Origin of the sequence: Bacillus sp. VT 712 (assembly GCF_001614195.1) — a bacterium.
GTDB classification, from domain to species: Bacteria; Bacillota; Bacilli; order Bacillales; family Bacillaceae_H; genus Priestia; species Priestia flexa.
Map to the genome: position 1 here is coordinate 31,398 of NZ_LWBK01000035.1, position 14,118 is coordinate 45,515.

The window sequence follows — 14,118 nt, forward strand, 5'->3', positions numbered from 1 at the left end:
TTCACTTTGGACTAATCCCTTCCCAAAAAAGATCCACTAAAGACTGAGCGGTTTTTTCGGGTCCTCCTAGTTCATTGATTAATTCTTTTTTATTTCGAATCATAGTGACTGTTGAAAATGCATGGGTAAGGAGAAGAGGGTTCCTCTGAACGATATCACCGTCTTCCATTGCTTGTTTGAAAATATTTTCCAGTGCTTGATGCACGGCTTTTTCTGACCCGCGAATTTTCTTTATATGATCTTCTGTAAGTGAAGAAGTAGCTTCGGTTAATAGTGTTTCAAAGTCGATGTGTGGTCTTTGAAGATGGTCTAACGTGACTTCATATAATCGCGTTTTTAATCCTTTGGAACTTTGTAACAGCCGCTCTGTTTGTATGGTAATACGCTCAAACATACTTGATACAGATACCGTGAACAAGTTTGCTTTATTTTTAAAGTAATAATAAACACTAGCTTTTGTTACGTCGCTTGCTTCTGCGACTTGTTCCATTGAGACACTTTCATATCCATATGTCATAAACAGATGAGCTGAAGTTTTCAAGATTTGCTCCCTCGTTACATTCTTTTCAATTGTTATTTTGGGTCTTCCAGGCTTTTTCTTCGGTATGTTATCACTCATAGGGAGCCTCCTAGTTCAAAAAATAGACATATTAATTCAGTTGATTAATTAACCTTTCAGTATATATAATTATTTAAAGGGTCTATCATCATTTTAATGGATTTGACCAAATCAAACAAATGTAATTCAGAAGAAAAGAGGACTTGTGGATGAAGAAAAAAATAAGTTACCTTTTGGCTAGTATTGTCACTCTACTAGTATTGGGTTTTCTAGGCTTTTTTATATGGTCACAACAAACCTATGAACCATCTGAAAAGCTTTATACGCTGGTAGATAAAAAAGATATTAAGCATAAGGAAGATTGGATTATTTTTAATCCTAAACAAAACAACCAAGTAGGAATTGTCCTGTATCCTGGTGCGAAAGTAGAGCCTGAAGCTTACAGCTACTACGGTAAGCAATTGGCAGAAGAAGGCTATTTAGTTGCGATTCCTAATGTGAATTTCAATTTTGCCTTGTTTGACTCAAATAAAGCGCAAGAGGTAATGGATAGTTATTCATCAGTAAACAAGTGGATCGTAGGTGGACATTCTTTAGGTGGCGTTGCGGCATCTAAATTTGCTCATTCTCATCCAAAAGAAGTAGTTGGTTTGTTTTTCTTAGGTTCTTATCCGGATGAAGCATCTGATTTTTCAAACACTAACCTTCCTATTTTGTCTATATATGGTGAAAGAGACGGCCTATCTACAAAAGATAAGATTCAAGACACGCAGCAGCTTCTTTCCAAGAATGCAACAATGCATGAAATAAAAGGTGGAAATCATGCTCAATTTGGAGTTTATGGACCGCAAAAAGGAGATATGAAAGCATCTATCCCCGTTAAAAAGCAGCAGGATGAAATGGCACAGACTACACTAACATGGATAAAAGAAAACAAATACTAAGCATTTCTTTGGAGAGTGAGTCGAATGAATTCAATTGATATGATCATTAAAGCATTAAAAAAGCAAAACATCCGGGTTGAAAAAGTACGAGTAAACAAGGATGACCGTGCCGAGTGGTCACTTTCACAGGCATTAGAAAAGCCAAACATCGTAATCAAGCAAAATTAAAAGAAATGATTAGAAATTCGAACAAACCGTGATAGCCACTATGTTTAAAAGAATTGTTTTTATAAAAAGGAGCAAAAATGATTGATACCATTCTCTATCTACTATTTACTATTTTCTACGTAGCATTGTTTCTATTCAGTATTAAATTAATTAAGAAAAAAGCATTATCGTTTTATATGCTTTCCTTTCCTTTAGTAATCATAGGCTTAATCTATGATAATTTAATTATCTTTATAGGTTCATTTATTGGCGAGGGGAATACACTCTTTGCTCTTAGCTTGCTCCGCTTTTGGCTCCATGCTTTGTTTACGCCAACACTTATTCTGTTTGGATATGGGGTCGCAAAACATGCCAATATTAGCTGGGCTAATAAGCCAATTGTTAAGGTGTTGTTTCTAATAAGCACAGCAATCCTTATTAGTTATGAAGTAGTAAAGACAATTAGTCATGATGTGGCAGCTATAAGTGAGTATGGCATTATTCGCTATGGAATTGTAGGAACATCTGGTCCACCCATTATGGTAATAGTTGTAGCGTTTATCTTACTTTTTATCGGTATCTCAATCTTCAAGCACATGAATTGGAGCATCATGATGATTGGCGTAGCAGTGATGATTGTAGGAAGCGCAATTCCTTTTTCTCTTCCAAGTACAGCTGTGATAAACCTGTTTGAAGTTATATTTATGTTATCCTTAGCTTTGACTCATCGTCACTTAGTAAAGGTGTATCAGTATAGATATGTTTCTCAGACTGGCTAAACTAGCGTTCAAAGTACATAAAAAGCTCAAATCCAAACGGAATTGAGCTTTTTTTATCTTCTCAAAACTGCTTTCTACGTAAAAAGATGGTAAATTGTTTAATCATTTAAATATAATAAAACTATACGAGCTGTTCGCTGGCGGTCTATTAACTAAGTGTGGGGTGATGTATGGGTAACTACAGAGGATACATAAAAAAATACTATAAGCCTTTTAGCATTGCACTTTTGTTCCTAATGCTAGAAGCCATTTGTGACTTGATGCAACCAACGATTATGGCAAAAATTATTGATGTTGGAATAGCCAATCGGGATTTAGACTATGTGCTTCGGATGGGAGCGGTGATGCTTGGCGTGACGCTGCTTGGAGGAGTAGCAGCTTCGACACGTAGCATTTTGGCAAGCATCACGTCTCAAAATTTTGGGGCTGAGCTACGCCTTGATTTGTTTAGACGGATTCAAACTCTTTCTTTTAAACGAATCAATAACTATGACCGAGCGTCGTTAATTACGAGACTAACAAATGACGTGACGCAGGTGCAGCTGTTTGTGAACGGCTTGATGAGAATTTATATTAAAGCGCCTTTACTAGCAATTGGTGGCCTCATTATGGCAACCACGTTAAATATTCATTTATCTGTGGTACTTATGGTCGTGGTACCGATGATTGTGGTTCTGCTTATTACAAATATTAAACTCAGCATTCCGCGCTTTGCAAAGCTCCAGAATGCGCTCGATCGAGTTAATGGATCAATGCGAGACTATTTATCAGGTGTTCGCGTAGTAAAAGCATTCAATCGTTTTAATTATGAAACAACGAAATTTAGCGGGTTTAACGATGAGCTTCAGGATAAATCGGTTGCGGCCACGAGAGTCATTGCTATTTTTAGTCCAATTATTATGCTTGTGATGAACGTAGGAATTGTGGCCGTTCTTTGGATTGGTGGTCATGGAGTAGAAGGCGGCACAATTCAAGTGGGGCACGTTGTGGCATTTACGAACTATATGACGCAAATTCTCTTTTCACTCATGATGATTTCCATGGTGTTTAATATGTTTGTCCGAGCGAGAACGTCAGCTGGCCGCATTGGTGAAGTGCTGGGCGAAGTAAATGATATGGTGTGGACAGAGGAACAGTTTGTTTCTAATCAAGGCGGAAAAATCGAGTTTGAAAATGTATCTTTTTCATATAATGAAACATCGCAAGAGCCGGTCTTAAAAAACGTGACGTTTACGTGTATGCCTGGAGAAACTATTGGTATTATCGGAAAAACGGGTGCTGGAAAAAGCAGTCTTGTGAGTTTAATTCTACGCTTATATGACGCAACGAGCGGGACAATCAAACTAAACGATAGCGACATTCGCGAGATTGAGCCAAAAGCCATACGTGAAAGAATTGCGATTGTTGCTCAAAAAGCGATGTTATTCACGGGGACGATTGGTGATAATATCCGCTGGGGACGAGAAGATGCGTCCAAAGAAGAAGTACAGCTAGCAGCTGAAATTGCTGATGCAAATGGGTTTATTCAAAGGTCAACAGAAGGCTATGAAACGGAAATTGGACAGGGTGGCGTGAACTTATCGGGCGGCCAAAAGCAGCGAGTTTCAATCGCTCGAGCGCTAATTAAAAAGCCTGAAATCTTAATCTTAGATGATAGCACTAGCGCAGTCGATATGGTGACTGAAGGGAAGATTAAACAATCGTTGCAGAGATATGCCGATAATATTACTTGTATTCTTGTTTCACAGCGAATTTCAACGGTAGCGGATGCAGACCGAATTCTTGTAGTGGATAACGGTGAGATCGTTGGGAGCGGCAAGCATGATGAGCTATTAAAAACGTGTCAAGCTTATCAAGAAATCTACGAATCACAGTTTGAAAAGGAGGTGCGTTAACTTGGCGGAAAGAACCAATCAAGAAGTGAAAAAGGATAGCGCACCTCTTATGCCTGGCCGTCCGGGTGGCGGAGGTGCGGCTCGCTTTCAAAGGCAAGTCGTAAAGCCGAAAGATTTTAAAAGAACGATGAAGAGGCTCTGGTCGTATTTTGGAGGAGATAAAGCGCTTTTGTCTACTGTTTTTCTGTTGACGATGGTTGATTCAGTCATCTTGCTTTTCGTTCCATTTTTAATTGGGAAAGCGGTAGATACGATGGCGCTGACCGAAACTGTTTCGTTTAGCGTGCTCAATACCGTGATAGTGACGCTTTTGGTTGCGTATATCACAAGCTCTCTATTAAATTTTTCACAAGGCTGGATCATGGCCGGAATTATTGGAAGAATGGTTAAAAGGTTAAGGCGACATTTGTTTGGTAAGCTGCAAAAGCTACCTCTAGCTTTTTTTGATTCACGCACACATGGAGAAATGATGAGTCGATTAACAAACGATATTGATAACGTTAGCACGTCAATTTCGCAGTCTATTACGCAGCTCATGTCTGGTGTGATTATCTTAATTGGATCATTAGTTATGATGTTAGTCTTAAGTCCGTTACTCACGCTAGCGAGCCTTATTACCATTCCCTTAATGTTTCTTTTAACAAAGTCGATTGCTAGAAAAACGAAAGTGCTATTTAAGGAGCAACAAAAAGAGCTAGGGATGCTCAATGGGCATGTTGAAGAGATGATCTCTGGGTTAGAGGTTGTTAAAGCCTATAATTATGAAGAGAAGTCCATTCATCGATTTGAAGAAGTGAATACGAGACTGCGAGAAGTTGGCATCAAAGCACAAATATGGTCAGGATTTTTAATGCCGATGATGAACGTAATTAATAACTTTGGTTTTATGGTCATAGCCGTTGTAGGAGGATATTTAGCTATTAATGAGCTCATTACAGTAGGCTTAATTGCAAGCTTTATCACCTATTCGCGCCAATTCGTACGTCCGTTAAATGACCTTGCGAATATCTTTAATACTCTTCAGTCGGGCGTGGCTGGTGCTGAACGAGTATTTGACGTGTTAGATAGCGAAGAAGAAGATGCAGACCCTGAGAATGCAATTGATTTAACAAATCCAAAAGGGATTGTGGAATTTAAAAATGTAAGCTTTGGTTACAGCGATGATGCGTTGATTTTAAAAAATATCAGCTTTAAGGCAGAAGCAGGCAGTAGTACAGCTTTAGTTGGAACAACTGGGGCAGGAAAAACAACCATTGTTAATTTGCTCACAAGGTTTTATGAGGTCTCTGAAGGACAAATTTTAATTGATGGAATTGATATTCGGAACTATACGAGAGAAAGTTTAAGGAAATGCTTCGGTATCGTGCTTCAAGATACGTATTTATTTTCAGGAACAATTATGGAAAACATTCGATACGGAAACCCAGAAGCAAGTGACGAAGAAGTAAAAGAAGCGGCTAAAGTAGCGAATGCAGATTACTTCATTAATCAATTGCCAAAAGGATATGAAACCAAGCTATCGGAAAATGGTGATAATCTGAGCCAGGGTCAGAAGCAGCTGCTTGCGATATCCAGAGTGCTGCTTTCAAATCCATCACTGCTTATTCTGGACGAAGCAACCAGCAATATTGATACGCGAACCGAACTGTATCTTCAGGAGGCACTAAGCACCATCTTACAAGGGAAAACAAGCTTTATCATTGCTCACCGACTAAATACTATTCGCCATGCCGATACAATTATGCTTATTGAAAACGGTGAAATTAAAGAAACTGGTAATCATAATGAGTTAATGAAAAAAGAAGGAGTATATTATCGTATGATCCAGCATCAATTCAAGGCTCCAAAAGCTCTCAGTCAATAATAAATGAATCGAAAAGAAAAAGCTCAACATCTGATGTCATAAAGACAGATGTTGAGCTTTTTTATAAGGAGCTTTACATGAATACTTAACCCGTGACAAATAATAATGTGAAAATCGATTGCGTAAAAATGAACAGACATAAGAAAATCTTTTCATCTTTAAAATAAAAATCAAATATTTGGATATTTCGTGTCTGAATTGTTAATTTGACAGTATAAAATTAACATTTTTTTTAGACTTTTTACACATAATTAAAGGATTTACAAAACGTTTACAAAAATCAAAATAAAAATTTACAAGCAGAGTTTACTCTATAAGAAATACGAATAGAGTGTCTTGGAGGTTTAGAGATGAAGCTTATAAGAAAGACAGCGATAGGATTACTTGTTCTATCTTTCGTTACTACTTTGGCAGCGTGTGGTTCTTCTGATACTAGCTCAGAAAATTCATCTGGCGGTAGCAATTACACACTAGCAATTTCAGGCTCAACGTCCGTTGGTCCTTTAGCTGAGAAGCTAGCAGCTAAATATGAAGAGAAAAATAACATTAATATAGAGATCAATCAAATTGGTTCTTCTGCTGGAATTACCAACGCAACAAGCGGTGTTTCAGAAATTGGCATGTCTTCACGTGACTTAAAAGAAGAAGAAAAAGCAACTGGCTTAAAAGAGCATATCATTGCTTACGATGGAATTGTGGTAATTACGCATCCTACAAATAAGGTCAAGAATCTTTCAATGGAAGAAGTAAAGAAAATCTTTACTGGTGAAATTACAAATTGGAAAGAGCTTGGTGGAGAAGACATGGAAATTGTCGTCGTTTCCCGAGAAGATGGATCAGGTTCAAGAGATGCATTTCAAGAAATTGTTGGCTACTCTTCTGGAGAGCTAATCAAAAACGCCATTGTTGCGAGTGGAAATGGAAACATTAAAACCACAGTTGCTACAAATAAGCACGCTGTAGGCTTTGTTTCATTTGAGTATATTGATGAATCTGTTGCTACTTTAAATATTAATGGAGTACAGCCTACAGCAGATAATGTATTGCAGCAAAAATATAGCTTATCAAGACCGTTTCTGTTTGTGAACAAACAAGAGACTTTAAGTGAAGAAGGTCAGAAATTCATTGATTATATCTTAAGTCCAGAAGGTCAAAAAATTGCATCGGATGCGGGCGTAATACCATTAAAATAAAACGGTACGTTTAAGCAATTTTGGAGGAATGAAGTATGTCAACGCCACCTATTAAAAATCAAAATCAAGAAGTTGAAAAATCGAATCGAATGAAGTACGTGCTAGAGAAACTGTCGGGAAGATTATTTATGTTATGTGCTCTCCTTTCAGTAGTCAGCTTAGTATTAATTATCGGATTTGTATTTTATAAAGGATTTCATCCTTTTGTTACGCAAGGGTATAGCTTTATTGACTTTCTCTTTGGAGTAGATTGGGTACCTAGTGAAGATAAGTTCGGAATCTTTCCTATGATTGTAGCATCTGTCTTTGCTACGATTGGAGCACTCATTATCGGTGTACCAATTGCCTTGTTTACCGCTATCTTTTTAGCTGAAATTGCGCCTAAAAGCTTAGCGAAAATTGTTTCACCTGCTGTACAGCTTTTAGCGGGTATTCCGTCTGTACTATATGGAGTATTTGGATTAGCTGTTATTGTTCCTTTTCTACAAAATAATTTAGGGCTAGCTCGAGGTCAAAGTTTATTAGCGGTCATTTTAGTTTTAGCTATTATGATGTTACCAACGGTTGTTACAGTATCGGAAACGGCCATTCGTGCAGTGCCAAAAGCGTATCGTGAAGGGTCGTTAGCTCTTGGAGTTTCTAAGATTGGTACAATCTTCAAGGTAGTAGTCCCAGCGGCTAAGTCAGGTATTATGACAGCTGTTGTTTTAGGAATGGGTAGAGCAATTGGGGAAACGATGGCTGTTATATTAGTTGCAGGAAACAGCTTAATTATTCCATCTAGCTTAACTGATAGTGTACGTCCGTTAACGACTAACATTGCGCTAGAGATGGGGTATGCAGCAGGTACGCACCAAGAGATGCTTTTTGCTACAGGGATTGTGTTGTTCTCGTTTATTTTACTTTTAAATTTTGTATTGGCAAAGATCAGTTCAAAAGGAGGTAACTAAGTTGAGGAAGTTTAAAGATAATGTACTAAATGGACTGCTTTGGTTTTCAGCTTTTTTAACAGTTGCCGTCCTAGTTACTATCGTCGGATATATTTTTTATAAAGGCTATCGTTTAATTAACATTGATTTTATCTTTGGAGATTATTCACCTTCAGGACATGACGGTGGAATTTGGCCAATGATTGTCACAACTATCTATACAATTGTTATTTCATTGCTTATTGCCACACCAATTGGAATCTTGGCTGCTGTATACCTACAGGAATACGCAAAACAAGGAAAGCTAGTTAGAGTCATTCGCTTTGCCACGGAAAGTTTAACTGGGATTCCGTCCATTATTTACGGTTTGTTTGGTGCAGTATTTTTTGTTACGACGTTAAAGCTAGGTATGTCAATTATTTCGGCTTCTTTAACACTTACGATTATTGTTTTACCAGTTATTATTCGAACAACAGAAGAAGCATTAAAAGTTGTGCCACGCTCATATCGCGAAGGATCATTAGCTCTAGGTACAACAAAGTTACAAACTTTATATAAAGTCATTTTACCGAGCGCTATGCCGGGTATACTATCTGGTATCATCCTTTCAATCGGTCGTATCGTTGGTGAGTCAGCAGCAATTTTCTTAACAGCGGGAACGGTAGCTGCACTGCCAGAGAGTATTTTTTCTTCAGCTAGAACATTAACGGTTCATTCGTACTTAGTTACGCAAGAATCTGGAGATATTGAGCTTGCCGCGGCAATTGGAATTGTATTGATTGTGGTTATTTTGGTGTTAAACTTTGCAACGACTTTTATATCTAAAAAGCTAAACAAAGCGGATTATTAAGAGAGGAGTCGAATGATGAATATAACTATTGATCGTCAGAAGGGTAGCAAAACAAACGTGTTAGGAAATGAGAGGCATTCTGATAAGAAGACAAAAATCAGCGTGAGTGATTTGAATTTGTTTTATGGAGAAAAACAAGCACTGTATTCAGTTTCCCTTGATATAAAAGAAAAAGAAGTCACTGCATTTATAGGTCCATCTGGTTGTGGTAAGTCAACATTTTTACGCACATTAAACCGAATGAACGATTTAATCGACAGTGTCAAAATCAGTGGAAAAGTAATTATTGATAATGAAAACATTTATGAGTCAAGCGATGTAATTAAGCTACGAACAAAAGTAGGAATGGTGTTTCAAAAAGCAAACCTATTTCCCATGAGCATCTATGATAATGTAGCGTATGGACCAAGAATGCATGGTATAAAAAATAAAAAAGAGCTAAACAAGATTGTTGAAGAGAGTTTACGTGGCGCTGCGATTTGGGATGAAGTAAAAGACCGCTTAAAGACATCCGCGCTTGGTTTATCAGGTGGACAACAACAGCGTGTTTGTATTGCTCGTGCAATTGCTATGAAACCAGATGTAATCTTAATGGATGAACCGACTTCAGCTTTAGATCCAATTTCTACTTTAAAAGTAGAAGAATTAATTACGCAGATGAAAAAAGATTATACAATTATTATTGTAACTCATAACATGCAGCAAGCCGCTCGTATCTCAGATAAAACTGCCTTTTTCTTAAATGGTGAGGTCGTTGAATACAGTTCTACAGATAAACTTTTCTCAGTTCCGCAAGATAAGCGAACAGAAGACTATATTACTGGTCGATTCGGCTAATTATGTACATGAAAAAATCCTAGGGAATTTATTTCCCGGGATTTTTTTATTGAAAGAGTGATGCTTTCCATTGAGAAATTCACTAAAATAAAGAAAAAGGTAGAGAAAGCGAGTATGAGATGAGAATTCAAAAGTATATTAGCGAAACAGGCTTCTGTTCAAGGAGGCATACAAATCGCTTGATTATAGAAGGCAGAGTGACTGTAAACGGAGTCGTTAGTGATAAGAACACCATGATAGCAGAACATGATGAAGTTCTGATTGATGGAAGGCCTATCCCTCGTAAGGAACAGTCTGTTTATTTAGCGCTTCATAAGCCGGTAGGTATTACGTGTACCGCAGCTAAAGAAGTGGAGGGAAATATCATTGATTTTGTAAATTATCCAACGCGAATCTTTCCTGTTGGCCGCTTGGATAAAGCTTCCGAAGGGCTTATTTTAATGACAAATGACGGCGACATTTTCAACAAGATTCTTCGATCAGAGCATGGTCATGAAAAAGAGTATGTTGTTACAGTGGATAAGGTAATTACAGAGCAGTTCGTGCTGAAAATGGAAAGCGGTGTTGAGATTTTAAATACCATCACCAAGCCGTGTAAGGTCGAAAAAATAAGTGACAATGTGTTTAAGATTATTTTAACTCAAGGACTTAATCGGCAGATTAGAAGAATGTGTAAAGCATTAGGTTATCGAGTTGAGCGCCTGCAGCGGATTCGCATTATGAATATTCACCTAGGAAATTTAGAAGCGGGGGCTTGGAGAGAGCTATCACAGCAAGAATTAAATGAACTGTTGAAAGAGCTTCAATGACTTATTGAAGCTCTTTCCTTTTAAACGTGGTATTCTAGAAGTAAGTTATGAATTGAAAGAAGGAATAAAAATGTACTTAACACTAAAAGAAGCAGCCGAGTATTTATCCTTACCTGAACAATATATTGAAAGTCTTATTCAGCAAGGAAAGATTCGTACTGTTTTTGACGGTGAACAATACGTAGTAAACAAAGAACAATTTAATACGCATTTTGAGCAGCTTGAAAAATATAAAAAGCAGATGGAAGAGTATTTAAGTGAGCCTATTCCAGAAGACATGGATGTAAAAGACGAAGATTAATTCTCACCCTTTTCAGAGGTGATTAAGCACGTTTCAGCCACTAAAAAGGAGTATTTAAGTGCTGATATGCGCAAAAAATGTCGAAAAAAGAAAAAAAATGACTGAAAATGTAGTTTTTAAGGGTTTGTTTTTTGTATAATAAAGGAAGAAGTTGAAAAAGGAGAATTATATTGGAACAAGCAAAACAATCAAAAATAATTATCTTTATTGCGGTGCTGTTCTTTTTCATTCTTTTTGCTGTTATTATGCTAAAAGCACAAGGGATTTTACATAATCAAGGGGCAGAACCAGATGAAAAAAAACATGTCGCTATTTTAACTAGTGATGTTATTGTAGATCAAAGTTGGGGAAGTTTAGCCTATAAAGGGAAAGTGGAAATTGAGAATGAATTCCCCGTCATTGCAAAGGTTTACAGCCAGCTTGATAGTAAACAAAAAATTCAAAATGCTGTTCAGGCTGCAGTTGAAGAAAAAGTTGAAGTCATTATTGGTCACGGAAGGGAGTTCTCTCCTTTTTTTAATAAATTAGCAACCTCCTATTCAGATGTTCACTTCGTTACGATACACGGTACCGCTGAGCATTCAAATCAAACAGTCTATACGTTTGATCAATATCAAACTGAATATGAAGCAGGAGTTGCAGCTAGTTTTAAAACAAGTAGTAACAAAGTAGGTCTTATTGATGCATTTGAAGCTCGTGAAAAGAATAAAGGCTTTGAAAATGGGCTAATGGCGGCGGATCAGAATATTGAATTCTTTTACCGAGTGGTAAATAGTCGAGATGATAGTAAAAAAGCTGTTGAGTTGATGAATGAGTTAGTAGACCAAGGAGTCGACGTCATTTATACTAAAGGAAATTCATACAATCGAGATATTATTAGTGTAGCTAAAGAAAAAGGAATTTATGTCATAGGTTATCTTGATGATCAATCGTATATGGGAGAGAGTCAAGTACTGACAAGCGTTATCAATGATGTACCACAGTCTTATCGCTCCATTATGGAGGACTATTTTAGCGAAAGCGGTTTACCATCAGGAACGGTGGTTTTAGATGAGAATGATGGTGTTTATCGACTTGCTCCTTTTGGTCCTATGTACACAGAAAAAGAGAAGAGCGCAATCGAGGATAGCATAGAAGAATAGTAGCAGGAAGCTAGCAATATAGAAAGTATACAAAGAAAGAGATGATTATGAAGAATGTGATAAGTAAGCTTTCGTTTCGGAGTAAAATCCTAAGTTCACTCTTGGTTATTGCCTTGTTGTTGAGCAGCCTGTCGTTTATTTTTGTATATTCAATCGATGATTTGAGTGTTGTTAGCCAAAAGTTAAAAGACGAAGAGATCCCAGAATTAGTTTGGCTTTCTTACTGGGAAGAAGAGCTGCATGTTAAGCAATACATTGTTTCAAATAATTTAGACAGAAATGATTGCTGTACGAGCGTAGTAACGGAATATAAACAATACGGAAACCATGCAATAAGCAGAGTGGAGAATGATCAGGTAGCTTTTCCAGCATCGCTCCAGCAATTGAAAGAACAAATCCAACTACTTGACTTCCAAATAAATAATAATGTCGCAGGATTAATCGCTTACGAAGATCAAGAAGCAGCTGCTACTTATCTTGACGAGGTTTACTTGCCTCAGCTATACAAGGTACAAGCAGAAATTCAGGATCAAAAGAAAGACGTATCAAATTCCTTAGGTCAATTGTCTGGTGATTTACCGCTTATTATTCGAAACACACTAATTGGGTTATTAATTTCAATGGTTGTCATTGTATTCTTATCGATTCTTATCTCTTACCGGATGAGCAGAATGCTTACCAAACCTGTGGAAAGCATGACTGCACGAGTCGATCGGATTGCCGATGGTGAGTACGGTTTACGATTAGAAGAAGAGAAGCAAATCGAGTTTCTTAGACTGAGCAAATCAATAAATAAGATGTCTCAAAATCTTTCTGAGTCTTTCCATAAGATAACGGCAGAGAAGACATACCGCGAGCAAATATTGAACTCATTGCCTGTTGGTATTATTACAGTTGATCATTGCAATAATCATCTTTTCTTAAATGCAGCAGTAAAAAAGATGTTAATGATTAGCTTAAGCGATGTTCAACATGCTTTACATCATGAAGGGAACGACAATGAAGCATTTTGGCGTATTTTGCGTGAGAAAAAAGTAAAAAAGCATCAAAAAGTAACGTACCAGCTCAATCAGGAAGAACGCTGCCTGCTGGTTTCTCAATCACAGCTAGTAGACGATGAAAACAATGTGGTCGGCCGTATCTTCCATTTCATCGACATTACTGATACCGAACAGTTAGAATGTCGCATGCATCAATCAGAGAAACTAGCGCAAGTAGGAGAACTAGCTGCAGGAGCAGCTCATGAAATTCGTAATCCATTAGCAGTTATTCATGGTTTTTTATCACTTATGAACCATGGGCTTTCTGTAGATGAGCGTAAATCGTTTCAGGTTGAGCTACTGCTTAAAGAGCTTGAACGAATTAATTCCATCGTAGAAGAAATGCTGATGCTTGCAAAGCCTAGAGCACCCGTTATGAAAGCAAAAAGAATTGATTATGTACTAGAAGAAATCATTTCGTTTATTACCGCTAATAATCAAGCCTTTACGATTCAAGTAGAGATGGAAAAAGCAATGGTTTGGATTGATGATAAACAAATAAAGCAAGTGGTTCATAACCTGTTGCGCAATAGCATAGAAGCTATGGGTGGGGCTGGCAGGATGGAAATCACCGGAATGGTGAAGAGAAATCAATACTGCATTTATCTAAAAGATAGTGGTACTGGCATCCCAGAAGAGGTTCAAAAAAGTATTTTTTATCCGTTTACTACATCGAAGGAAAACGGCACGGGATTAGGTTTAACCATCGTGAAGACGATTCTTCAAAATCACGGTGGAGATATTGAGTTAGTGGAAACATCTGAAAAAGGAACAACGTTTATGATGACGTTGCCAATAAATTAAAAGACTGCCTGAGCACCAGGCAGTC

At 37.4% G+C, this 14,118-nt stretch carries 14 protein-coding genes; 13 read left to right on the top strand and 1 reads right to left on the bottom strand.

Translation table 11 applies throughout. From position 1 onward, the window contains the following. Window position 1: 1 nt before the first annotated feature. Window positions 2-619, bottom strand: coding sequence for a TetR/AcrR family transcriptional regulator (locus A2U94_RS15335; RefSeq protein WP_025907616.1), 618 nt, complete (start codon window positions 617-619; stop codon window positions 2-4). Between the two features lie 149 nt (window positions 620-768). Here A2U94_RS15335 and A2U94_RS15340 point away from each other — a divergent pair, with 149 nt between their 5' ends. The 13 genes from A2U94_RS15340 (at window position 769) to A2U94_RS15395 (ending at window position 14,093) form a co-directional block, all read left to right on the top strand. After that, window positions 769-1,503: an alpha/beta family hydrolase gene (locus A2U94_RS15340; protein ID WP_025907615.1), complete on the top strand. Its 735-nt coding sequence runs from the start codon at window positions 769-771 to the stop codon at window positions 1,501-1,503. A 24-nt stretch (window positions 1,504-1,527) separates the two neighbouring features. Further along, window positions 1,528-1,671, top strand: coding sequence for a hypothetical protein (locus A2U94_RS21245; RefSeq protein ID WP_156482267.1), 144 nt, complete (start codon window positions 1,528-1,530; stop codon window positions 1,669-1,671). A gap of 77 nt (window positions 1,672-1,748) precedes the next feature. After that, window positions 1,749-2,429 (top strand): hypothetical protein, encoded by a 681-nt coding sequence (locus A2U94_RS15345; RefSeq protein ID WP_025907614.1) that lies wholly within the window; start codon window positions 1,749-1,751, stop codon window positions 2,427-2,429. A 170-nt stretch (window positions 2,430-2,599) separates the two neighbouring features. Next, the gene (locus A2U94_RS15350; protein WP_025907613.1) at window positions 2,600-4,324 is read left to right on the top strand and encodes an ABC transporter ATP-binding protein; all 1,725 of its coding nucleotides are present in this window, start codon (window positions 2,600-2,602) and stop codon (window positions 4,322-4,324) included. Window positions 4,325-4,373: 49 nt separating this feature from the next. Next, window positions 4,374-6,188 (top strand): ABC transporter ATP-binding protein, encoded by a 1,815-nt coding sequence (locus tag A2U94_RS15355; protein WP_051567046.1) that lies wholly within the window; start codon window positions 4,374-4,376, stop codon window positions 6,186-6,188. Between the two features lie 350 nt (window positions 6,189-6,538). Next, window positions 6,539-7,381 carry a phosphate ABC transporter substrate-binding protein gene (locus A2U94_RS15360; RefSeq protein ID WP_035319837.1) on the top strand — a complete coding sequence of 281 codons (843 nt, stop codon included), beginning with the start codon at window positions 6,539-6,541 and terminating at the stop codon, window positions 7,379-7,381. Between the two features lie 35 nt (window positions 7,382-7,416). Beyond that, window positions 7,417-8,331: a phosphate ABC transporter permease subunit PstC gene (gene pstC, locus A2U94_RS15365; RefSeq protein ID WP_035319835.1), complete on the top strand. Its 915-nt coding sequence runs from the start codon at window positions 7,417-7,419 to the stop codon at window positions 8,329-8,331. A 1-nt stretch (window position 8,332) separates the two neighbouring features. Continuing rightward, the gene (gene pstA / locus A2U94_RS15370; protein ID WP_025907609.1) at window positions 8,333-9,160 is read left to right on the top strand and encodes a phosphate ABC transporter permease PstA; all 828 of its coding nucleotides are present in this window, start codon (window positions 8,333-8,335) and stop codon (window positions 9,158-9,160) included. A gap of 15 nt (window positions 9,161-9,175) precedes the next feature. Next, complete coding sequence (gene pstB / locus A2U94_RS15375; RefSeq protein ID WP_025907608.1) at window positions 9,176-9,997, top strand: phosphate ABC transporter ATP-binding protein PstB; 822 nt, start codon at window positions 9,176-9,178, stop codon at window positions 9,995-9,997. 119 nt (window positions 9,998-10,116) lie between these two features. Next, the gene (locus A2U94_RS15380; RefSeq protein WP_025907607.1) at window positions 10,117-10,806 is read left to right on the top strand and encodes a pseudouridine synthase; all 690 of its coding nucleotides are present in this window, start codon (window positions 10,117-10,119) and stop codon (window positions 10,804-10,806) included. 70 nt (window positions 10,807-10,876) lie between these two features. Then, on the top strand, window positions 10,877-11,107 hold the full coding sequence (locus tag A2U94_RS15385; protein ID WP_025907605.1) for an excisionase family DNA-binding protein: 231 nt from the start codon (window positions 10,877-10,879) through the stop codon (window positions 11,105-11,107). 170 nt (window positions 11,108-11,277) lie between these two features. Beyond that, a complete protein-coding gene (locus tag A2U94_RS15390) occupies window positions 11,278-12,249 on the top strand; it encodes a BMP family ABC transporter substrate-binding protein (RefSeq protein ID WP_025907604.1) in 972 nt (323 codons plus the stop codon). 47 nt (window positions 12,250-12,296) lie between these two features. Beyond that, window positions 12,297-14,093, top strand: coding sequence for a sensor histidine kinase (locus A2U94_RS15395; RefSeq protein WP_025907603.1), 1,797 nt, complete (start codon window positions 12,297-12,299; stop codon window positions 14,091-14,093). Window positions 14,094-14,118 lie beyond the last annotated feature (25 nt).